This is a genomic window from Marixanthomonas spongiae, assembly GCF_003095375.1.
Taxonomy (GTDB): Bacteria; Bacteroidota; Bacteroidia; order Flavobacteriales; family Flavobacteriaceae; genus Marixanthomonas; species Marixanthomonas spongiae.
In genome coordinates this window covers 16,619-38,992 of record NZ_QEHR01000003.1, presented here as the reverse complement: position 1 = coordinate 38,992, position 22,374 = coordinate 16,619, and the positions used below count along the sequence as shown (strand labels likewise).

23 protein-coding genes are annotated in these 22,374 nt (G+C 40.8%); 14 read left to right on the top strand and 9 right to left on the bottom strand.

The window, feature by feature from the left end; genetic code table 11:
* Positions 1 to 56: 56 nt before the first annotated feature.
* Entirely contained in the window at positions 57 to 1,007 is a 951-nt protein-coding gene (locus DDV96_RS04850; RefSeq protein WP_116693631.1) for an isopenicillin N synthase family dioxygenase, read from the bottom strand.
* Positions 1,008 to 1,343: 336 nt separating this feature from the next.
* Here DDV96_RS04850 and DDV96_RS04845 point away from each other — a divergent pair, with 336 nt between their 5' ends.
* The 11 genes from DDV96_RS04845 to DDV96_RS04795 all read left to right on the top strand — a co-directional run bounded on the left by DDV96_RS04845 (position 1,344) and on the right by DDV96_RS04795 (position 10,588).
* Positions 1,344 to 3,350 (top strand): alpha-ketoacid dehydrogenase subunit alpha/beta, encoded by a 2,007-nt coding sequence (locus tag DDV96_RS04845; protein WP_116693630.1) that lies wholly within the window; start codon positions 1,344 to 1,346, stop codon positions 3,348 to 3,350.
* A gap of 99 nt (positions 3,351 to 3,449) precedes the next feature.
* The gene (locus tag DDV96_RS04840; protein WP_116693629.1) at positions 3,450 to 3,611 is read left to right on the top strand and encodes a DUF1328 family protein; all 162 of its coding nucleotides are present in this window, start codon (positions 3,450 to 3,452) and stop codon (positions 3,609 to 3,611) included.
* A 45-nt stretch (positions 3,612 to 3,656) separates the two neighbouring features.
* Entirely contained in the window at positions 3,657 to 4,136 is a 480-nt protein-coding gene (locus tag DDV96_RS04835; protein WP_116693628.1) for a lipocalin family protein, read from the top strand.
* Complete coding sequence (locus DDV96_RS04830; protein ID WP_116693627.1) at positions 4,136 to 4,849, top strand: OmpA family protein; 714 nt, start codon at positions 4,136 to 4,138, stop codon at positions 4,847 to 4,849. Before DDV96_RS04835 ends, DDV96_RS04830 begins: the two co-directional genes overlap by 1 nt.
* Positions 4,850 to 4,933: 84 nt before the next feature.
* The gene (locus DDV96_RS04825) at positions 4,934 to 6,058 is read left to right on the top strand and encodes an NAD(P)/FAD-dependent oxidoreductase (protein WP_116693626.1); all 1,125 of its coding nucleotides are present in this window, start codon (positions 4,934 to 4,936) and stop codon (positions 6,056 to 6,058) included.
* Entirely contained in the window at positions 6,058 to 6,774 is a 717-nt protein-coding gene (locus DDV96_RS04820; RefSeq protein ID WP_116693625.1) for a methyltransferase domain-containing protein, read from the top strand. Before DDV96_RS04825 ends, DDV96_RS04820 begins: the two co-directional genes overlap by 1 nt.
* On the top strand, positions 6,771 to 7,823 hold the full coding sequence (locus DDV96_RS04815) for a type III polyketide synthase (RefSeq protein WP_116693624.1): 1,053 nt from the start codon (positions 6,771 to 6,773) through the stop codon (positions 7,821 to 7,823). Before DDV96_RS04820 ends, DDV96_RS04815 begins: the two co-directional genes overlap by 4 nt.
* A gap of 1 nt (position 7,824) precedes the next feature.
* Positions 7,825 to 8,601 (top strand): SDR family oxidoreductase, encoded by a 777-nt coding sequence (locus tag DDV96_RS04810; RefSeq protein WP_116693623.1) that lies wholly within the window; start codon positions 7,825 to 7,827, stop codon positions 8,599 to 8,601.
* Entirely contained in the window at positions 8,602 to 9,066 is a 465-nt protein-coding gene (locus DDV96_RS04805; protein WP_116693622.1) for a 3-hydroxyacyl-ACP dehydratase FabZ family protein, read from the top strand.
* Complete coding sequence (locus DDV96_RS04800) at positions 9,056 to 10,330, top strand: beta-ketoacyl-[acyl-carrier-protein] synthase family protein (protein ID WP_116693621.1); 1,275 nt, start codon at positions 9,056 to 9,058, stop codon at positions 10,328 to 10,330. The genes DDV96_RS04805 and DDV96_RS04800 overlap by 11 nt, the downstream gene beginning before the upstream one ends.
* Positions 10,331 to 10,333: 3 nt before the next feature.
* Positions 10,334 to 10,588, top strand: a complete 255-nt coding sequence (locus DDV96_RS04795) for an acyl carrier protein (RefSeq protein ID WP_116693620.1) — start codon at positions 10,334 to 10,336, stop codon at positions 10,586 to 10,588.
* 66 nt (positions 10,589 to 10,654) lie between these two features.
* On the opposite strand, the gene DDV96_RS16080 is transcribed toward DDV96_RS04795, so the two are convergent.
* Complete coding sequence (locus DDV96_RS16080) at positions 10,655 to 10,789, bottom strand: hypothetical protein (RefSeq protein ID WP_262497870.1); 135 nt, start codon at positions 10,787 to 10,789, stop codon at positions 10,655 to 10,657.
* Between the two features lie 565 nt (positions 10,790 to 11,354).
* On the opposite strand from DDV96_RS16080, the gene DDV96_RS04790 reads away from it, so the two are divergent.
* A complete protein-coding gene (locus DDV96_RS04790; protein WP_116693619.1) occupies positions 11,355 to 12,914 on the top strand; it encodes a DEAD/DEAH box helicase in 1,560 nt (519 codons plus the stop codon).
* 150 nt (positions 12,915 to 13,064) lie between these two features.
* Here DDV96_RS04790 and rlmF read toward each other — a convergent pair whose 3' ends face one another.
* The gene (gene rlmF, locus DDV96_RS04785) at positions 13,065 to 13,922 is read right to left on the bottom strand and encodes a 23S rRNA (adenine(1618)-N(6))-methyltransferase RlmF (protein WP_116693618.1); all 858 of its coding nucleotides are present in this window, start codon (positions 13,920 to 13,922) and stop codon (positions 13,065 to 13,067) included.
* Between the two features lie 215 nt (positions 13,923 to 14,137).
* Here rlmF and DDV96_RS04780 point away from each other — a divergent pair, with 215 nt between their 5' ends.
* Both DDV96_RS04780 and DDV96_RS04775 read left to right on the top strand, forming a co-directional pair.
* Positions 14,138 to 14,755, top strand: a complete 618-nt coding sequence (locus tag DDV96_RS04780) for a YqaA family protein (protein ID WP_116693617.1) — start codon at positions 14,138 to 14,140, stop codon at positions 14,753 to 14,755.
* 54 nt (positions 14,756 to 14,809) lie between these two features.
* Entirely contained in the window at positions 14,810 to 16,072 is a 1,263-nt protein-coding gene (locus DDV96_RS04775; protein WP_116693616.1) for an MFS transporter, read from the top strand.
* A gap of 228 nt (positions 16,073 to 16,300) precedes the next feature.
* Here DDV96_RS04775 and DDV96_RS04770 read toward each other — a convergent pair whose 3' ends face one another.
* The 6 genes from DDV96_RS04770 to DDV96_RS04745 form a co-directional block, all read right to left on the bottom strand.
* Complete coding sequence (locus DDV96_RS04770; RefSeq protein WP_116693923.1) at positions 16,301 to 16,672, bottom strand: helix-turn-helix domain-containing protein; 372 nt, start codon at positions 16,670 to 16,672, stop codon at positions 16,301 to 16,303.
* Between the two features lie 11 nt (positions 16,673 to 16,683).
* On the bottom strand, positions 16,684 to 16,980 hold the full coding sequence (locus DDV96_RS04765) for a type II toxin-antitoxin system HigB family toxin (protein WP_116693615.1): 297 nt from the start codon (positions 16,978 to 16,980) through the stop codon (positions 16,684 to 16,686).
* A gap of 93 nt (positions 16,981 to 17,073) precedes the next feature.
* Positions 17,074 to 19,125: a PepSY-associated TM helix domain-containing protein gene (locus tag DDV96_RS04760; RefSeq protein ID WP_116693614.1), complete on the bottom strand. Its 2,052-nt coding sequence runs from the start codon at positions 19,123 to 19,125 to the stop codon at positions 17,074 to 17,076.
* A gap of 5 nt (positions 19,126 to 19,130) precedes the next feature.
* Positions 19,131 to 19,433 carry a hypothetical protein gene (locus tag DDV96_RS04755; protein ID WP_116693613.1) on the bottom strand — a complete coding sequence of 101 codons (303 nt, stop codon included), beginning with the start codon at positions 19,431 to 19,433 and terminating at the stop codon, positions 19,131 to 19,133.
* Positions 19,423 to 19,764: a hypothetical protein gene (locus DDV96_RS04750; protein WP_116693612.1), complete on the bottom strand. Its 342-nt coding sequence runs from the start codon at positions 19,762 to 19,764 to the stop codon at positions 19,423 to 19,425. The genes DDV96_RS04755 and DDV96_RS04750 overlap by 11 nt, the downstream gene beginning before the upstream one ends.
* Positions 19,765 to 19,848: 84 nt before the next feature.
* Positions 19,849 to 22,272 carry a TonB-dependent receptor gene (locus tag DDV96_RS04745; RefSeq protein WP_116693611.1) on the bottom strand — a complete coding sequence of 808 codons (2,424 nt, stop codon included), beginning with the start codon at positions 22,270 to 22,272 and terminating at the stop codon, positions 19,849 to 19,851.
* Between the last annotated feature and the right edge of the window lie 102 nt (positions 22,273 to 22,374).

The following is a 22,374-nucleotide window of genomic DNA, read 5'->3' as shown; positions in this document are numbered from 1 at the left end:
ATTTGGAATCATGAATTCTGAATTTTACATTCTGAATTCTTAAAAAAAATTAGAAACTACTCTTTTATCAACCCAATCTCCACCAAACGCTGGTGTAAAAATTCTCCGGCCGTAATATCGGGATAGGCTTTAGGATGGTCTTCGTCAATACAGGCCTCTAAACAGTTGAGTTTCATGTCACTTCTCGGGTGCATAAAAAACGGGATGCTGTATCGTGGCGTGTCCCATTCTTCTTTAGGAGGGTTCACCACGCGGTGGATGGTTGATCGCAGTTTGTTGTTGGTATGGCGCTCCAGCATATCGCCAACGTTAATGACCAATTCGTCCTCCTTCGGAATGGCATCGATCCATTCGCCGTCCTTTCGCAAAACCTGCAAGCCTCCAGCCGAAGCTCCCATTAACAACGTAATCAAGTTAATATCGCCGTGGGCCCCGGCACGTACGGCGCCTTTGGGTTCTTCGGTAATGGGCGGATAGTGAATTGGGCGCAATATACTGTTTCCGTTGGTGGCCCATTTGTCAAAATAGGTTTCTTCAATGCCTATGTATAACGCCAAGGCGCGAAGTACATAGATTCCGGTTTTTTCGAGCATACGGTAGGCCTCCATTCCAGTAGGATTAAAATCGGGGAGCTCTTCTACTTGTACATTTTCGGGATATTCTTCGGTTAAGTTTGCCTCGGGGTCGGGTTCTTGGCCAAAATGCCAAAATTCTTTTAAATCGCCTTCTTTCTTGCCTTTTGCATGCTCTTTTCCGAAGGAAACATAACCGCGCTGACCGCCCAGACCTTCTATTTCATACTTTTCTTTGGTTTCCACCGGCATAGCGAAAAAGGCCTTTACTTCTTTGTATAGGTTCGCTACCAAATCATCGCTCAAAAAATGGTTTTTTAAGGATACAAAGCCTATTTCTTCATAAGCTTTGCCAATTTCGTCAACAAATTTTTGTTTTCTTTTTGGGTCGTCAGACACGAAGTCTGCAAGGTCCACACTGGGTATATTGTTCATAAGGTTTAATTTTCAAGGTACTAATCGTATCCAACCTATTTTAATGGCGAATTTATATTTATGAAATTTTCATGGCTTCAATTTGACTTATAATAAGATGACGTAAGACTTAAGATGTGTTCCGATATTATTAGATGTGGAATAAGCTAATTTAAATCCTATGTCGTACGCCAAAAAGTCTTTTGTTAAAAGTGAAATTCCACATTAATTGTGATAGCACCAATTTTAAAATACAAATATACCAAATATAGCGGTTATTCCCGAAGGTAAAAAAATGGATTAAAATCTGTGGTGAACACTATATTTCTTACTTTTGAAAGTCTTAAACAAACGAATATGAGCTCCAAAACCGCAACCGAACAGTTATTTGAATATGACACCACCAACTTGGACAGCAAAACCTTGCTTTCCTTATATAAAAAAATGCTGAAACCCCGATTGATAGAAGAGAAGATGCTGATCTTGCTACGGCAGGGTAAAATTTCCAAATGGTTCAGCGGGATAGGGCAAGAGGCCATTTCGGTGGGCGTTACCTCGGTTTTGGACAAAGACGAATACATTTTGCCCATGCACCGAAACCTGGGGGTTTTCACTACCCGTGAGATTCCTTTGAACCGGCTGTTTTCGCAATGGCAGGGCAAAGCCAATGGGTTTACCAAAGGCCGCGACCGAAGTTTTCATTTTGGGACACAAGAATTTAAAATCGTGGGGATGATCTCGCATTTGGGCCCACAATTTGGCGTGGCCGACGGCATCGCACTCGGCAATAAATTAAAAGAAAACAATCAGGTTTGTGCGGTATTTACCGGCGAGGGCGGAACCAGTGAAGGCGACATCCACGAGGCGCTCAATGTGGCTTCGGTATGGCAACTTCCGGTTTTGTTTTGCATAGAAAATAACGGCTACGGACTTTCCACGCCAACCAATGAGCAATACAACTGTGAAAACCTCGCCGATCGCGGCAAGGGCTACGGAATGGAAGCACATATTATTGAGGGAAACAATATTTTAGAGGTTTATACCAAAGTAAAAGAACTTGTAGAAGATATGCGCAGCAATCCCCGGCCTGTATTATTGGAATTCAAAACCTTTAGGATGCGCGGCCATGAAGAGGCGAGCGGCACCAAATATGTACCGCAAGAATTGATGGGCGCGTGGGCGGCAAAGGATCCGCTGGAAAACTATGAAGCTTTTCTTCGGAAGGAAAACATCCTTTCAGAAGAAGATGTTGTTCGTTTTAAAGAAAGGATTTTAGCTGAAATTAATGAAAACTTAGACCTTGCTTTTTCTGAAAATCCCATCACTTCAACTCAAAGTAATGAATTAAATGATTTGTTTGAAGAATATGAATATCAAGAAATTACAGTAAATTCAGAAAAGGAAGAATTGCGCTTGGTCGATGCTATTTCCCAAGGATTGAAACAGGCCATGCAGCGCCACGACAACTTAGTGATCATGGGCCAAGATGTCGCCGAATACGGCGGCGTTTTTAAAATAACCGATGGTTTTTTGGATGCTTTTGGCAAAGAGCGGGTACGCAACACTCCTATATGTGAGTCGGCCATTGTTTCTACGGCGATGGGGCTGTCGATCAACGGCTTTAAAGCGGTAATGGAAATGCAATTTGGCGATTTTGTGACCTCTGGGTTCAATCCCATTGTCAATTATTTGGCGAAAAGCCATTACCGTTGGAACCAAAAAGCAGATGTGGTGATCCGTATGCCTTGCGGAGCGGGAGTAGGGGCAGGACCTTTCCACAGCCAGACCAACGAGGCTTGGTTTACGCACACCCCCGGATTAAAAGTTGTGTATCCAGCGTTTCCTTATGATGCAAAGGGGTTATTGGCTACATCAATTGAAGATCCTAATCCAGTTCTATTTTTCGAACATAAAGCATTATATAGAAGTGTACGACAAGAAGTACCAACCGATTATTTTACCTTACCACTTGGTAAAGCTTCTTTAATAAGAGAAGGTGATGACATTACAATTGTTACTTATGGCGCCGGTGTCCATTGGGCGATGGAAACTTTGGATGAAACGCCAGAAATTTCAGCAGATTTAATCGATTTGCGTACCCTTTCCCCTTTAGATACCGAAGCTATTTTCACTTCGGTAAAGAAAACCGGTAAGGTAATTATCCTTCAAGAAGATTCTATGTTCGGGGGGATCGCATCGGATATTTCTGCATTGATTTCTGAAAATTGTTTTGAATATTTGGACGCTCCAATTAAACGTGTGGCCAGTATGGAAACCCCGGTCCCATTCGCTGTAAACCTTGAAAAACAGTACCTTCCAAAAGAACGTTTTAAAGAAGAATTGGCGTTATTAATAGCTTATTAAAATGTTAACATAAGCTGTTAAACTTATTCTAAACATGATACAGCAAGGGGTTTTCTTACGTACCTTAGTATCATTACTAATCAATAAAACTCAAAAATTATGGTACGCTGGATTATTATTTTTCTTGTAATTGCAATTATTGCGGCAATATTTGGATTTGGAGGCATCGCAGAAGGTGCAACCGATATCGCAATGATCATTTTCTGGATATTTTTAGTGCTTTTAGTACTTTCTTTGCTTTCTAGACTTTTCAGAAGATAATATCAAACTTCAATTCTATTAACCTTAAAATTAAAACCACCAAGTATGAAAAAACTTATTGTACTGGCTGTTGTGGCTATGACCGTATTGGCTTGCGGAACTCCCAAAACAGTCATCGAGTCCCGTAAAATAATCAAAGGCTACTGGTCTTTGGATAATATCACCTACAGCGAATCGGGTGAATTTAACGTTTCGCTTTTGGGCGACACCTCAAAAGAATGCTTTGAGGGCAGCACATGGCGATTTATCCCCAATAACAACACGGGAGTTTATACGATAAATAACCAAGATTGTCCTACGGGCGATAGAAATTTCATCTTTACCATTCAGGAAATAGATCCCGAAACAGGGCTTTACGATTTCTTATTGAAACCGACCAACGCCAAGGGGAAATCTGAAAATGATGTAGGTTTCCGCCTGCAATTGACGCAGTTAAACGAATCGACTATGCGTTGGGAACAGACCGTAGATCTTGACGGGTCCCCTTTCACAATTAATATGAACTTTACAAAAATCAATGAATAATGAACAAGACACTCAAAAAAATAGCAACAGTAACAATGGCGTTTATGTTTTTAACCGCTTTCACCAATTGTGAAGCCGTTAAAAATGCAAATAACAAACAAAAAGGTGCTGTAATAGGTGCTACTGGAGGAGCTATCCTTGGAGCCATTCTCGGTAATAATGTGGGAGAAGGCGGTAATGGAGAGCTCGGTGCCGTTATTGGCGGTGTGGCAGGAGGAGCTGCCGGGGTTATCATTGGTAATAAAATGGACAAGCAAGCCCAAAAAATCGAAACCGAAATTCCGGGCGCACAAGTAGAACGCGTGGATGATGGTATTGTGGTAACATTCGATGAAAACAGTGGCGTGTACTTCGACACCAATAAATATAACATCAATGCGGCCTCACAAGCTACGCTTGATAAACTCGCCAATGTACTGCGCGAATACCCAGATACCGATGTATTGGTAGTTGGGCATACCGACAGTACCGGATCTGCCGAATATAACATGACGCTTTCCAAACAGAGAGCACAAGCTGTTACCAATTATTTTACACAAAATAAAGGATTGAGCAACGGGCGCTTTACCACCAATTGGTTTGGCGAACAAAGCCCAGTTGCAGACAACAGCACAGCAGAAGGCCGTGCGCAAAACCGCCGTGTTAACGTAGCCATTGTTCCTAACGAGAAAATGGTAAACGAAGCCGAGCAAGAAGCGCAACAAAGAAACTAATTTATACCCCTCACTAATGCACAACAAGTCCTGTTTTTAACGAAGCAGGATTTTTTTTGTACATTCCACTTTGCAGTTACGCCAATGGACAATACACTTTATGAAGTTGCGATTATAGGAGGAGGCTTAGCAGGGTTAACCTGTGCCTTGCACCTTTCCAAACAAGGTGTTAGCGTGCTTTTGATTGAAAAAAACCCGTTCCCGAACCATAAAGTTTGTGGCGAATATGTGTCCAATGAGGTATTGCCATACCTTAATTCACTCGGCCTTGACCCTTTAAGTGAAGGGGCTGTGCCTATTTCAACACTAAAAATTACCTCTCCAAACCACAAAACCCTGAAAACCACATTGCCGTTGGGTGGTTTTGGGATAAGCCGTTATGCTTTCGATACCCTACTATACGAGCAGGTAAACAAAAATTGCGACGTAGTTTTTAAAACAGTTGAATCCATTTCATTCCAGAAAGAGGCTTTTGAGATTGCAACACAGGACAGCACAATGTACAAAGCCACGTATGTGGTGGGTGCCCACGGAAAACGTTCAAATATCGATAAAAAACTCAACCGGAAGTTTATTGCACAAAAATCTTCCTGGTTGGCCGTAAAAGCACATTATCAGTTTGATTTTCAAGCAAATACCGTTGCGTTGCATACTTTTAAAGGCGGATATTGCGGGCTTTCCAAAACTGAAACGGGTGCTGTAAACGCGTGTTATTTAACGACCTATGCTTCTTTTAAGAACTATAACGGAATAGATGATTTTCAGGAAAACAACATGGCCAAAAACCCCAATTTAAAACATTTCTTTTCTGAAGCCGTCCCGCTGTTCGATTCGCCGTTGACCATTGGGCAAATATCGTTTCAGCCCAAAAAACCAGTAGAAAACCATATCTTTATGATAGGGGACAGCGCAGGTTTGATCCATCCCTTGTGCGGAAACGGCATGGCGATGGCCATTCATAGCGCAAAATTGTTTTCTGAATTATTTCTGAAGCAGCAACAAACAAAAAATATAGACAGAAGTTTATTGGAGAAAGAATACGAAAAACAATGGAACAACACCTTTTCAAGCCGTTTAAAGATGGGGCGTTACCTTCAAAAAGTTGTATTGAACGAAACTGCTTCCCATTTCGGTTTTTCATTGCTGAATGCATTTCCCGGCTTGCTCAAAACACTCATTAATAAAACGCATGGAACCCGCTTACGCTAATGCCAGAATTTTCATCCACATACCGCTCCAATGAAGTTGAAATCATGGACGATTTTAATTTACAGGGAAAAGAAATGCAAGCCGTGTTAACCGATTTAAAAACCGTTAACACCATATTGGGAGGTGCCAATACAACACTTAACGGCCTTAAAAGCCTTTTGGCCTCACTGCCTAAAGAGCGACCCATCACAATTTTGGACGTAGGATGCGGTGATGGCGAGATGCTTCGGAAATGTGCCCGATTAGGCCTTAAAAACGATTATGAGTTTCAATTAATAGGGATCGATGCCAATGCCCATATTATTTCAGAAGCTAAAAAACGGTCCAAAAAAAACCAGAACATAACTTTTAAAACGGTCGATGTGTTTTCAGAAAAAAACCTTCCAAAAGCCGATATTGCCCTGTGTAATTTGTTTTTGCACCATTTCAAGAACGATGAGATTACAGCCATTCTTAAGAATTTGATGAATATTTCCAAAGTCGGGATTGTAGTAAACGATTTACAACGCAGTAACCTCGCCTTCCACTTATTCAAAGGGTTTAGCAGGTTGTTTCTGAAAACCAAAATAGCCCGTTATGATGGTTTGGTTTCCGTGGCACGAGGATTTAAAAAAGAAGAGCTGTGGCAAATTTCAGAAAAAATAGACCAACAACAATCCACCATCCGCTGGAAATGGGCCTTCCGCTACCAATGGATATTAAAAAAGCAACGATGAACGTAATAATAAAAACAGTAGCCACGCAATTGCCGCCTTTTTCCCAGCGCACGGAAGAGACCTTGCCGTTGGTAAAACTGTGGTTAGAAGGCCAAGAACAACGTTTTAAACGGAAAGTGATCAAAATTTTTGAAGGCTCTGGCGTAGAGCGGCGGTATTCTATCATGGACCCGAAACAGGTGTTTACGCATACCGATTTTGAGTCTAAAAACGAATTGTACGTACAGGAAATAAAACAGCTGGGCAGGCAGTGTCTGGAAAAAGCTTTGCAACAAGCCAATTGGAAACCAACAGACATCGATTACATTATAACTGTAAGTTGTACGGGGTTTATGATTCCTTCGGTCGATGCGTATTTGATCAATGAATTGCAACTGCGGCAAGATGTGGTGCGCCTTCCCGTTACCGAAATGGGCTGCGCGGCAGGCGTTTCAGGAATGATTTATGCTAAAAACTTCTTAAAAGCCAATCCCGGAAAACGGGCTGCCGTTATTGCGTTGGAAGCTCCAACAGCAACCTTTCAATTAGATGATTATTCAATGGCAAATATTGTTAGTGCCGCTATTTTTGGGGATGGAGCGGCTTGTGTGCTGTTATCTTCAAATGAAGAGGATAAGGGGCCAAAGTTGTTAGATGAAGCCATGTACCATTTTTATGATGCCACCAATTTAATGGGTTTTAAACTGGTAAACACCGGTCTGCAAATGATTTTGGATAAAGCAGTACCACAAACCATAGCCGATCATTTTCCAAAAATAGTCCATCCATTTCTTGAAGAAAACAATATACGTATTGAAGATGTGGACCATTTGATTTTTCATCCCGGCGGAAAAAAAATAGTGCAAACTGTGGAAGAACTTTTCGGAAGTTTGGGTAAAAACATAGATGATACCAAAGAAACCCTTAAATTGTACGGTAATATGAGCAGCGTTACCGTGCTGTTTGTATTGGAACGGTTTATGAAAAAAACTACCAAACCAGGTGATTTGGGATTAATGTTGAGTTTCGGTCCTGGTTTTTCAGCGCAACGAATCCTTTTACAATTTTAATATGGCAAAAGAATTTTCAAATCAGTGGGCATTAATTTTAGGCGGCAGTAGCGGCTTAGGCCTTGCCTCTGCACATAAACTGGCTGAAGCGGGAATGAATGTTTGTATCGTGCACCGTACGCGGAAAAGCGACATGCAAGCGTTGCACGAAGAATTAAAAAGAATGAAAGATGCGGGGGTGGAAGTAATGGATTTCAATAAAGATGCTTTAAAAGAAACAACCATCAAAGCTGTTCTTGCTTCCATACCAAAAAACAGTTGTAAACTATTGTTGCACAGCATTGCCAAAGGCAGTTTAAAAACCATGCAGGCCGCCCAGTTGAATATGCTTTCCATGACCGACTTGGACATCACCTTGCACGGGATGGCCACCAGTTGGTACGAATGGACCCAAGCCTTGATTGCCCATGAAACCTTTACCGAAAATGCCCGGAACATTGCCTTTACCAGCGAAGGAAACGCAAAAGTCTGGCCGGGCTACGGAGCAGTTTCGGCAGCAAAAGCCACTTTGGAGGCCTTGATGCGCCAAATGGCCGTAGAATTGGCACCGCTTAACATTACCACCAATTGCATACAGGCCGGAACAACGCTGACCCCTTCATTTAAAATGATCCCCGGCAGCGAAACCCTCACCGAACAGGCTAAGAAAAGAAGTCCGTTTAATAGATTAACAACCCCTGAAGATGTGGCAAACTCGGTGTATTTGCTTTGCAAAGACGAAGCGAACTGGATAAATGGCACCATTTTAACGGTTGACGGGGGCGAAAGTTTGCAGTAAATGGACACGAAATTTGAAAATATCTTAAAAAGACTGCCGTATCAAGAACCTTTTTTGTTTGTAGATGAACTGATATTTATTTCCGAAGAAAAAGCGGAAGGTCTTTATACGTTTAACCCTACGGCCTATTTTTACGAAGGGCATTTTAAGGAAATAGCCGTAACACCGGGAGTCATATTAACCGAATGTATGGCGCAAATTGGTGTGGTCTGCCTTGGTATTTATTTAATTTCTAAAACGGATTCTGAAAATTCATTCAAAAATTTGCATATAGTGTTGAGCAATACGAATATCGATTTTTTAAAACCCGTTTATCCTGGGGAAACCGTTAGCGTGGTTTCAAAAAAAGAATATTTTCGGTTCAATAAACTGAAATGTGCGGTTAATATGCTGAACAGCCGAAATGAAATCATCTGCAAAGGCACCATTAGCGGAATGGTTAAAATTTCAGGAGATGAAGCATAGGGTTGTGGTTACAGGGCTTGGCGTGGTTGCTCCTAACGGTGTGGGCGTACCGGTTTTTTCAGAAGCAATCCAATCGGGCACATCGGGAATTGCATTTCATCAAAAATTAAAAGAATTGGGTTTTTCTTGCCAAATAGGGGGAATGCCGAACATTTCAGAAGAAAAAATAAAAGAATATTTTACCGATCTTCAACTTAAAAATTTTAAAAGCGACAATATTTTGTACGGCGTTATTGCCGGAATGGATGCGCTTAAGGATGCTGACATTAGTCTCGCTGGCAAACAAGGAGAACCGTTGTGGGATTTGGGGATTATTTTTGGCTCAGGGAATAGTTCCGTTGAAAAATTCAGGGAATCGTTCTATAAAATTGATGAGGGTAACGTACGCCGGTTGGGAAGCACGAGCGTGGCCCAAACCATGGCGAGCAGCGTTGCAGCGTATCTGGGCGGAATGAGCGGTGCCGGAAACTGGGTGACAAGCAATGCATCAGCCTGTGCCACGGGAACCGAAGCGATTGTTATGGGGTATGAGCACATTGCTTCGGGAAAAGCAACACAAATGCTTTGCGGAAGCAGCAACGACGGCGGTCCGTATGTTTGGGGTGGCTTTGATGCGATGCGGATTTTGCCTTATCAGTACAATAACGATCCTACGGCAGCCTCCAGGCCGATGGATGCAAATGCCAGCGGATTTGTACCCGGTTGCGGCGCCGGGGCCTTGGTTTTAGAATCGTTGAAAAGTGCCCAAGAAAGAGGCGCAACCATTTATGCTGAAGTGTTGGGCGGTCACGTAAACAGTGGTGGTCAACGAGGCGAAGGCAGTATGACCGCACCTAACAGTATAGCGGTGAAACGATGTATCACCGAAAGTTTAAAACAGGCTGAAATTGACGTCTCGGAAATTGACTATATCAATGGCCACCTTACCGCCACTACTAAAGACCCGTTGGAAATACGGAATTGGTGCGAAGCGCTGTACAGAAATGGGGCAGATTTCCCTTATATCAATTCACTGAAAGGAATGACCGGCCATTGTTTAGCTGCAAGCGGCAGTATTGAGGCGGTTTCAACCATACTTCAGTTAAAAGATGGTTTTTTATTTCCGAATGTAAATTGTGAAACCGTGCATCCGGAGATTGAAAGGTTGATTTCTTCTGAAAAAATTCCGAAGGAAACTTTTAAAACGAATCTTCAAACCGTAATAAAAGCCAGTTTTGGTTTTGGCGATGTGAATGCGTGTATTATCTTTAGAAGAAAAAGTTGATCTATGACCACCGAACAAATTTATGCAAAACTGCTCCCAATTGTAAAAACCTATCTGCCCGAAGATGTTTCAGAAGAAGCTATTGCTGCAGATAAAGACCTTACTGGCGAATTGAACATCAACTCGGCCCATTTGGTCGATGTGGTTTTGGATGTTGAAGATGAATTTGATGTGGAGTTTGCCAATGCCGATATGGAGAATTTACGGACCCTGAATGACGCAATTGCTATTATAAAGCAGAAATTAAATATAAGATAGGGAAAAAAGAAAAAGCTGAAATCGTTTAAAATTTCAGCTTTTTACGTTTCTGTCAACCGTTTTGGCTTAGTAGGCGTAGCGGTTGGTTTCTTCAAAATAAGGGTCTTCATAAGTATGGGTGTTTTCTCTAAAAGGAAAGAAATCGTGCTGTTTTCTGGCAGCACTAATTAGCCTTTTCCTTACATTCCTCTGGGTTTTCATGGTAGTTGATTTATAAAATTGATTGATGATGACTCGGCCTTATCGGTACCTTCGTTTTTGGTTCCACGTGTAGCCGTGTGTGTTTTGTAACCGTTCGGTAATTTGATTGCTGTCTAATGTTCTCATGATAATTGGTTTTAAATGATTAATATTTTTTGATTTTAGAGGTTTTAGGCTTTTTGCCGGTATCTTCTCTTTTGGTTCCAAGCATAGCTCTTTGAGTTGTGTAATCGCTCTGTAATTTGATCGCTGTCTAATGTCCTCATGATAATTGGGTTTTAATGGGTTGATGAAAAATTGGCGTTTTAAACCTTTTGTTTTTAACCGGTTGTATTAAATAGACGACGGAGTATCATTTTTGTTACAGTACTATGCAATGCAAAGTAGTAATTTAACAACTATTTAACATGCATGGTTTAAATTGGCTGCAATAGGAGAGGAGCTAATGGGTGTGATGGTTGTTTTTTCAATCTTATAAAACGACTTTAAAATTATTCTCTAAAAACTCGTTGAAAACACTTAAAAGGCCTTATTTTTGCACCTCATTTTTCAGAAGGGACTATAAATGAGCACAACAAGCAACACAACCGTTTTAAAAGAAAAGAAAACCGATAAAGACCTGTATAACTACCAACGAGGGGCAATCAGCAAGATTTTTAAAAGTTTTGAGGAAGCTCCCGAGGATTATCATTTATTGTATCAACTGCCCACGGGTGGTGGTAAGACGGTTATTTTTTCTGAAATTGTAAGGGAATACCTGCGTACCCGAAATAAAAAAGTACTGGTATTGACCCACCGTATTGAACTGTGCAAACAAACTTCAAAGATGTTGACCGAATTTGGTGTGGTCAATAAAGTGATCAATAGTACCGCTAATCTTGACGACCAAGCACAATACAGTTGTTTTGTGGCCATGGTAGAAACCTTGAACAACAGGTTGCGGGACAATATGCTGGATATTTCAGACATTGGGTTGGTAATTATTGATGAAGCGCATTACAATTCGTTCACAAAACTGTTCAAGTATTTCGACAAATCATTTTTATTGGGTGTTACCGCAACCCCGTTGAGCTCGAACATAGAACTTCCAATGAAAGATAATTATGACGAGTTGATTGTTGGCGAGAGCATTCCGGCCCTTATTGAAAATGAATTTTTGGCCCGTGCCATTAATTATTCCTATAATGTAGGGCTTACGTCTTTGGTGGTTGGTTCCAACGGTGATTATACGGTGCAATCTTCCGACGACCTATATACCGGTACCGATATGTTGAGCCGCTTGCTACAAGCGTATGAAGAACGCAGCAAGGGCAAGAAAACATTAATCTTCAATAACGGGATCAACACCTCGCTCTATGTGTACGATACTTTTAAGCGGGCGGGCTATCCCATTATGCACTTGGACAATACCGCTTCAAAAAAAGAACGCAATATGATTTTGAAGTGGTTCCGGGAAACGCCTGATGCGATATTGACTTCGGTAAGTATTTTGACCACTGGGTTTGACGAACCTTCTGTAGAAACCATTATCCTGAACCGCGCCACACGTTCTTTAACCCTGTATTACCAGATGATTGGCCGTGGTTCGCGTATTACCAATGATAAATCCACGTTTAACGTAATCGACCTGGGGAACAATTTTTACCGTTTTGGAGCTTGGGGCGAAGATTTGGACTGGCAACGCATTTTCAAGTCGCCAAAATACTTTTTGGACAACCTGATAGACGATGAAGAACTGGAAAGTAATTTTAAATATGAAATGCCCGATGAAATAAGGGAGCAGTTCTCAAAATCTGAAGATGTGTATTTCGACATTAAAAAAGCCTATACCGAATCGGTTAAAAATGGGGAATCCACAAAGGTCATTCTGGAACGGTCGGTAGAACAGCACGCCAAAATTTGCATTGAAAACAGCGAAGACGTGTTTGATGCCCTTATTCTGGCCAAAGAACTGGGTGACGATATAGACCACCGCATTGAGCGATATACCAAATGCATAAGCAAGAGCACGCACAATTTTGTAAGCTGGTTAAAAAAAGACTACCGGTTAAAGTTGCGCTCATACCTGCGCGAGAACTTTGACGAAGTTTTTGAAGACATTCACGGCTATCCGCCAGAAGAGTAGAGCACTTAAACTTTTGCATTTAAGCTTAAGCTCTATAGCTAAACAGAAGGTAAACTTGAGTCATACAATTAAAATCATATGGTTAAAGTTGTTTATGCTACATTCACGTCATTTACTCAAGTCGGCAATCTAACTTCTCAAATATAATTTCTACTGATATGTCCAAGCCACGATCCTGCTTTTCTTGTTTCCTTGCGACATCTCGATGATTTTATGCCTGGCGTTTGTCTTTTTTATCTGTTTCTGGATTTTTGGAAGGTTGTCACTCTTTGACACCAATGAGGTAAACCAACCCACTTGGTTCTTAAAGTCCACACTTTGCTTAATCATTCGTTTTATAAAAAGCGCTTCCCCGCCATTGCACCAAAGCTCATTTGCTTGACCGCCAAAATTTGACGTGTTCGTTTCAGCATACCCGAGGTTTTTCATTTTGGTGTTGGTTAATTTAACCGCTTCCTCTTCCGAAGCATGAAAAGGCGGATTGCACATAGTAAAATGGTATTGCTCTCCCGTATTAATGATGCCTTCAAAAATATGGGCGTTGTTTTTTTGGTGCCTGATCTCTATATTCTTCTTCAAATCGGGCGTAGCTTCAATATTCTCCAAGGCCGATTTCACCGAGTTTTCATGGATATCGCATCCCACCATCTGCCAGTTGTAAAGACGCGCCCCGAGAATAGGATAGATGCAGCTGGCGCCAACGCCTATGTCTAAACCTTTTACAGGAGGTTTTGAATTGTTTTCTGAAACCAAATCATTCAGATGGTAAATATAATCTGCACGCCCGGGGATTGGTGGGCAAAGATAGTTTTTTGGGATATGCCAATCGTTAATATGGTATTGGCGCATTAAAATTGCCTTGTTTAAATGGAAAACGGCTTCTTTATCTGAAAAATCTATGGTCCTAATTCCGTATCCATTTACAAAAACGTGTGATGTCAATGCTGGATGAGTCTCGCTTAACCCTTGAAAATCATAGGACTTATTGTGTATGTTTTTTGGATGCATGGTGGTTGGTTAGTTAACTTTAAAAGTACTGCTTCTTATGTTGTGTGTTATACGTGTTTCCCCGTATCTTATTCTAAAAAAACGCAGTAGGGTGCAATTAACAAAGTTTAACCCTTTATACCAAAATATTTTGTGTATTATGCTCTTTTTTAGCATTATATTTGCACCCTGAAAAAAACAAAGTATTTATATTACATTAAAATAAGTACGAGCCCATGGACAAGACAGAAAAGAAAAAAGAAAGCGGTTTAAAACGGATGCACAAATATTACAGCCTCACGGGTTTTTATAACTTTGTGGGTCATAGCCTTAAAAAAAGCATTATCCCTATTCTTCTGTTTATAGGTGTATTGTTTTTAGTTGATTGGCTGTTGCTCGATTTCAGTGCTTTTTTCACTCACGTTACTGAAACCTACCCACCTTTAAGTGTGTTATTGGTATTTTTTGCCAGCGAGACTTTATTGGGATTGATTCCGCCTGAAATATTCATCGCTTGGTCCAGTAAAATGTCCGATCCTGTACTATATCTTTCTTTTTTGGCGGGTTTATCCTATCTCGGTGGAATTGGAAGCTATTTTATAGGAAAGTGGATCTTGCAAATACCATCGGTATATGAGTATGTTGAAGTAAAGATGAAAAAACACCTTAAGAACGTTCGCAAATGGGGCGGTTTTTTAATCGTTGTGGGTGCGTTGTTGCCCATTCCTTTTTCCATTACCAGTATGGCGGCGGGAACCATCAATTATAAATTTGGGAACTATCTTATGTTCGGGTTATTGCGATTTGCGCGTTTTGCCATTTATGGCATCGCAATTTTCAGCCTTATGCAATGATAGGCTTCTAAAAGAATAGTACTTTTGTTGGCACAGCAATAAGCTTTTTCTTTTATGCCTAAAAACGACCCTTACGCAGCGCTACGCTACCGTGAATTCAATATTTTTTTACTGCTTCGGTTTGCTTTGGTCTTTGCTTGGACCATGCAATTTGTTGTTATAGAATGGGAAGTGTATAGCATTACCAAAGACCCGCTTTCATTGGGTATCATTGGCTTGATGGAAGTGATTCCAGCTGTTTCCATGGCACTGTTTGCCGGGCATGTAGTGGATCAAAAAGAGAAAAAGAGCCTGCTTATAAAGTGTATTATCGGCTTTTCCGTAGTAAGCTTAGGGTTGTTTTTAATTACTTGGCCGCGGTTAATCGGTGGTTTAACGACCAATACCATTTTGTACATCGTTTATTTTTTGGTGTTTATGGGCGGGATTGTCCGTGCATTTCTCGGTCCCACGATTTTCTCGTTGTTTTCCTTATTAATTCCAAAAAAAGTATATCCCAATGCAGCTACTTGGAGCAGTTCGGTATGGCAAGTAGGTGCTGTTTTAGGCCCTGCTTTTGGCGGATTTGCCATTCACTGGATTGGCGTGCACTGGGCTATGTGCTTTATTTTTGCCTTGTCGCTATTGGCATTGATCTGTTTATTTCAAATTCCGAAAAAACCCGTTTTAAATCCCAATATTGGCGAACCGGTTATGAAAAGCTTAAAAGGAGGGCTTAAATTTGTGTATAGTAATAAAGTGATCTTAGGGGCCTTAAGTTTAGATATGATTGCCGTGTTGTTTGGTGGTGCAGTGGCGCTGCTTCCCATCTTTGCACAGGATATTTTAAACGTAGGCTCTGAAGGCTTCGGAATCTTACGTGCGGCACCGGCTGTTGGCGCTGCTATAATTATGTTTACTTCTGCTTATTTTCCGCTTAACAAAAATGCAGGGATGAAACTTTTGGCCGCTATTTTTGGTTTTGGGCTATGTATTATTGTGTTTGGACTCTCAACCTGGTTCTGGCTTTCGGTTTTCGCCTTGTTTATGAGCGGGGTGACCGATGGTATATCTATGATCATCCGGCAAACCATTTTGCAATTAAAAACACCCGACGCCATGCGAGGTCGCGTAGCATCGGTGAATTCTATGTTTGTTGGGTCTTCCAATGAGCTGGGCGCTTTTGAAAGTGGGCTCACGGCCAAATTAATGGGTACCGTTACCGCCGTTGTTTTTGGAGGCTGTATGACCTTGGTTACGGTAGTGGCCACTGGAGCGATTCTTCCGAAGTTCAGAAAACTCGATTTGGAAGAAGATTTAAAGGAATTTTCAGAATAAGTGATTTTACTTATAGCTTAGTTTTCGAAAGCCGTCGAGCCGCTAAGGTTGGCGCAATTTATATTACTGATCATAGTTGTCGTGGCTAAGAGTATTGTTGGAGCAGATAGGAGATTGCCGTTCGGTTGGACACCGAGCCAAAACCTTGTTTCTCGCTCATTAAAAAGTAGTGTTTTTTTTGTTTTAAGCACTTAAACCCGAATTGCTTATAACCTTTGTTGCTTTTTGTTATTTTTTCGCAAGTTGGTAATTATTGACCAAAACAGATGCCGATATTTGAAGCGTTCGCTCCAGTTCTCGTATCATATCAACCGTTAACCTTTTCTTTCGGCTCAGAATTTCCGAAACTCGACTTTTTCCACCTATAATACCTACCAAATCCTTTTGCCGCATATTAAGCTCTTCCATTCGAATTTTTATCGCTTCTATCGGGTCTAGCGCTTCGATAGGGTAGTGCTCGTTTTCATAATTTTCAATGAGCAGTGAAAGTATTTCCGCCTCATCGCCTTCTTTTGTATCTACTGGCGCATCAAAAATCACTTCAAGCCTGTCAAGTGCATTTCGATAATCTTTTTCTGTCTTAATTGGTTTCATTCTCATCACCATACTTTTTAAATTGTGTCTGCATCTATTTTATCATATTCGGCTTGCGTACCGATAAACCGAATAAATGCCCATTGTTTTTCGTAATTGAACTTTACCACCAGTCCATAGGAATTTCCCTTGATATTGAAAACCACCCGGCCGTTCTTCAGAATACTTGCAGAAATATATGTTTGCTTTACGTCGTTTGGAGTTAGCCAGATTGCCTTATTGACTGTATCGTACCAGGTTTTTAAATATTGTTCAGCATCTGCGTGGTTTTCCCAGAATTCTCGTAACGTACTTTTCGCAACTATTCGTTTCATTCGCTCTATTGTAAAACAAATATACGATTAGTTCTCAAATAAAGAACTGCTAATGGGTGTTATTTTCACAGAAGGTAACTCACGGCTAATAGCTCACAGCTTACCGCTTAATGCAATCTCTTCCTTGTTCCAGATCAAGATGCTTTTACCAAGAAATACATTGGCCAGCACCATCATAGCGAGGATGAGTATTTCTGAAATGTTCGAAGCTTCATAAAAAAGTGCCCCCATAAAATGATATACGTTAAATAGTCCTACGACCATTGCCCAACAGAAAGCCGTCCAACGAAACCACGATTTGTTCACTTCCAACGTCAATAAAAAGAAAAGAAAAGCCAACCCTTCCAAGCCGATGCGCCATAAGTGGTGGTTGATGGGCGTTTTGCCAGTAGCGCCCTCAATCATCACACTTTCGTTATAGTACACGCTCATGACGCCGTAAAGGTGATGTAAAATAAACCCGATGGCCAAGAAAAGCCATAACAATGCAGTTTTTGTTCTCATAAATTTTAAGTTGTTTGTAGTTTTTGTTGAAGTAGTTTGCGTTTGTTTAATCTTTTGATTGCGTTCTTGGATTAATTCAGAATGGTCAATATTAGTAACTGGTCGCTTTAATTTTAAAACAACCCATAATGAAACGATGCTCATGATAATCCAGAAAAGATCAACGCAGAAAATTTCATATTGACCTTCTGAAAATGTTTTCCATACCCAGTTTCCGGAGGTGATTCCATTTACTAATGGGATTAAAAACCCTAAAATGCTTCCTGATAATAAAGTGTATTTATTGGTTTTGTAGTTATCGCGCATAAACCGAAAGATAACAGCAACGGCGATCCATCCTAAAAAGTAAACAGCGTATAAAATGGTTTTGCGGGAGTCGTCCATAGACCTAGGCAGTACCTTCGCAATAATAAAAGAGAAGGCGGTGATGGGATACATACTCAAGCAAATAGCCAAATAAATATGCCCTACCTTTCGGTTGAATAACTTTTGCTCAATAGGGACATTTTTTTTATTCCGTGCTTCCAACCAAATTAAAACTCCCGAAATAATCACGAAACAGGTGATCAATGCCAATACGAAATAAAGAAACTTCAATGGCAGGCCACCAAAATCGCCAAAGTGAAGCCTCCGTATTGTTAGTTCTACATCTTCCAGATAATCATTGTCGTACGGATTTTTTTCTGAAACAAGCTTTCCGGAAGCTACATCATAAACAGTACGACCATTTCCTAAGAACTTATCGCCAGGATCCAATAAACCGTCAACCTGAAATTTCATATTAGTGGCACCGTAATTACGAATATACACTTGAGCAGGCATGAAGGTTTCCCACTTGCTAAGCGTTTTATCCATAAAAACGTTTAAATCGGGAATGTCAGCTACTTTTTCATCTGTTAGCTCATAGGTTTTTGCCATTGGGCGGAGTTCTGAAATTGTCTTGTCTTGATCGTTGTTATAGACATAATTTGCCGGTAACAAGACCAAAGCCGAAAGACATAAAAAACAACTAGTGACAGCGAATACAAATTGAAATGGCAGCCCAATGACGCCCAAGGCCGTATGCGCATCGGTCCAAATGGTCTTTAATTTCTTTTTCGGCCTAAAGGTGTAAAAGTTCTGAATGATCTTTTTCCAATGGACAATTACTCCGGTTACAATGGCGAATAAAAAGAAAAGTGCTATGAACCCGGCAATGTAAATACCAACGACTGGTATCTGACTAAAAAAGTGTAATCTATATATTAATTCGCCAATACTATAAAAATCATAATATTCTGAATGACTGTAATCTAAAGCATCTAAAAAGAAGTAATACTTCTTGTCTGGATTATTGACAATCGTGGTGTCTTGCGATTTGCTTAACAGCACATATAATTGCTGTTTCGCATCTGGAGCGATCATTCTCACATCTCTTCCGTAGAGATTAAAACCTTGTGCTTTAATACTATCAACTACACGATTGTAATCAATTTTTTGAGCCTGTTCTATATGAACAAGGTCACCTTTTTCCCAAGCGGTGATTTCATCTTTTATCAGCGCAAAAGCCCCGGCAAAGAAAATAATATATAGGGCAACACTGATAACAATGCCGCTAACGGTATGGGTATGAAAAAATACGTTATAATTACGTTTGCTCATGGTGCTCAATTAACGGGATTATATAGTTTTCCGAAGTGAATTAAAACGCTAAAAACAAGGATAATAGCTACATAAAGAGCCCATAACTTCCACCCGTTTTTGGCTAAAAAGGACAGGATTATAATGGCAACCCAGAGCATATAAAGGGTGTAAACCGAAGTGATTAAAACCATCTTTGGGTTAGGTAACCAAAAAGCCAATGCGATGTGTAGCAACGCTGAAATAATATATCCGCCAACAATTCCTGCTGAAATTTTAGCAAAGCGTTGCCACGATGACGTTGTTAAATACTTTTTATTAGCTGGCATAGGTTAGATATACTTCAAAAATGAATGAAAGGATAAAAATCACGGTCATTTGCTTGTAATTAATAAGCTGTAACGGAACTAAAATTATTGCAAGACTAGCCACGATAGAGAGGATAATAAACTCTGAAATAATCCCGGCGACAAGACCCCAAAACAAAGATCCTGCAACAAAAGCAATGAGGAGCAACACCACTCCAGAAATTTTAAAGACCTGTTTGTTTTTTAAAGCTAACTCTCTTTCAGGAACCCTTGCTGGAACAGCTGCTCTTTTTGAAGCCAATAGCAGCAAATAAAAGCCTAAAACAGTAAAAAGTATCGTTGTGGTTATCATCTGGTTTATTTAAAAGTAATAACCCTGAACCATTACAGGGTTATTGTTACTTAACAAAAACAATCAAAACAAAAATCCAATGGTTTAAAACTTATAGGTGAAATTCGCATATAACGCCCGTGGGGTTTGCGGTGTAATGGTGGTCCACCCTTTATAGTATTCTTTATTGAAAACATTGTTGAGCTTTAACCCAATGCGGTATTTGTTGGCTTGGTAAAACACCGATGCATTGGCAATGGTATAGGCTGGCAATATAAACTGGCCGCCCGGACCGTAATCGATGGTCACGCGTTCACTGGCGCCGTTAAATCCTGCGCCAAGCCCAAATCCGTCTAAAGCACCCTCTTGAAACTCGTAATTTGCCCATAAATGATATAAAGTTTCTGGGCCAGCTTCATTAGGGCGTGTGCCAAACAATATAGGGTTGTCGGTTTTTGTTATTTCGCTGTCATTGTTACTGAAACCGCCTTTTAAGTTCAATCCACGCACCGGGTTTGCGTTTACTTCTATTTCAAAACCCTTGCTTTCCACTTTGCCGCCTTGGATTTTGTTGAAAGGTGTTGTGGGATCGGTGATCACTTTATCGGTCACCTTAATGTCGTAATAGCTTATGGTCGCATTTAAACGGTTGTTGAAAAAGTTTGTTTTCACCCCAAACTCCAACTGGTTGGCCTGTTCGGGATCGAAGGTTTTCAAAGTCTGTGCTCCTTGTTGTGGGTCGCCTACCAAAGCTGGGGCCACGTTGGTAAACCCGTTTTGATAATTGGCAAATACCGAAATCACATCAGCAATAGGTTGGTACAGTAAACCGAATTTTGGCGAAAACGTGCTTTGGTCGTAATCATCATCAGGGTTTGTTAAATTACCTTCATTGTCAAACACGTCAAACCGAACACCGGCCATTGCTGAAAACGTGGGCGTAATGTTCAACACATCGGAAACATACGCGCTGTACACGTGGGTTTTCGATTTTATATTGTTGATCGGTTGCGAAGCCAAGGCCGCATCCACGCCAGCAGTGGTCAATGGCAAAGGTGCTTCCTCAACTTCGGCCGTAAAGGGGTTGTCGTTGATTATTTGTCCATTAGGGCGAACATTTCCGTAGAACGCATAACCAGAACTGTTGTCGGTTACCGTGGAGTTATAATAATCAATACCAGCCACCACTCGGTTTCTCAAGGTACCCAGTTTAAAATCCCCAATGAAATTCTGCTGTATATCGGTGGTGTTGGTACGCGAATTTTGTTTGTTGATCAATCGGGTAAAAGCGTTACCGCCAAAAACCCCATAATCGAACAAATAGGAGTAATATCCATCGGTTGACGTGCTGCTTTTGGAAAGAATGGTCTGCGACTGCCACGTTTCGGACAGTTTATAATCTATTTCAGCACGGTAATTGGCCGAAGGGTTTTTCAACGATAAAGCGTTGCTGGTAAAAGAGAGCTTGTTATTGTAGTTCAGCTCGTCCATATTTTTCGCTACGGAAGGTGCCGAACGGTTCAAGAAGAGGAAAACGGGATTGGTTTGTTCGGCCTGTGTAATTTCAGCATAGAACGAGAACGACAAGCGGTTGTTCACTTTATAGGATAGGGAAGGGGCGACAAAAAATGATTTCCTGAAGCCTGCATCCTGAAAGCTATCTTCGGTAGAATACGAAGTATTTAAACGAAAGTAAATATTATTGTCTTTATCCAATGGCGTGTTTAAGTCGGCCGACAACATATTCAGGCCATAAGTTCCCGATGTAAAAGAAACTTCCCCGCCAAAACCAATGTAGGGCTTTTTGGTCACCACGTTTATTAATCCGCCGTAAGATGTTACGGTGCTTCCAAATAAGGTAGCCGAAGGGCCTTTTATGACTTCAATACGTTCAATATTGGCCGCGTTGATGGTTCCATTGGTAATCCCTGGCACCCCATTGACCAGTTGTGGCTGTACCGAAAACCCTCTTAACGCATAATACCCCGCTCCGTCACCGCCACGACCGGTTGAAGTCCAGAGTTTTTCAATTCCCGTAGCGTTTTTAAGGGCATCTTCGAAGTTGGTGGTTACTTGCGATTTTAGTAAATCGGTTGTGATGGTGCTGTACACTTGTGAGTTTTCAAGGTCGCGCAACGGCAGTTTGGAAACATAAGCGGTTTTTTTACGGGAAAACTTATTCCTGCGTTCGCCGTTTACCACTACTTCTTGTAAAATCTCATTTCCTTCGTATAAGGTTATTTCAGGAAGTTGTTCGGTTTCATTGTTTAAAAGGGTAACTGTTTCTTCGTGGCTTTTAAAGCCCACATATGAAAAGGTAATCGTGTAAGTTCCTTCTGAAATATCACTGATTTCAAAATGACCATTTATGTCAGTTTGAGCACCTTTTTGAGTATTGTTAAGAAAAACATTTACGCCTAATAAAGGCTCGTTGTTTGCGTCTGTAACAGTTCCTTCAATGTTTGCTGTTTGCGCGTTAGCAGCTGTCACAGCTACAAGAAATAGAATTAGTTGGGTAAGTTTATACATTTATTATTATTTAGACTTAATACAAATAGGTTGTTTTAGCGCAAAACTAATACCTCTTTTCATTTCTTCAAAGTTTATTTAGATTAATTTTAAATAGAGTGG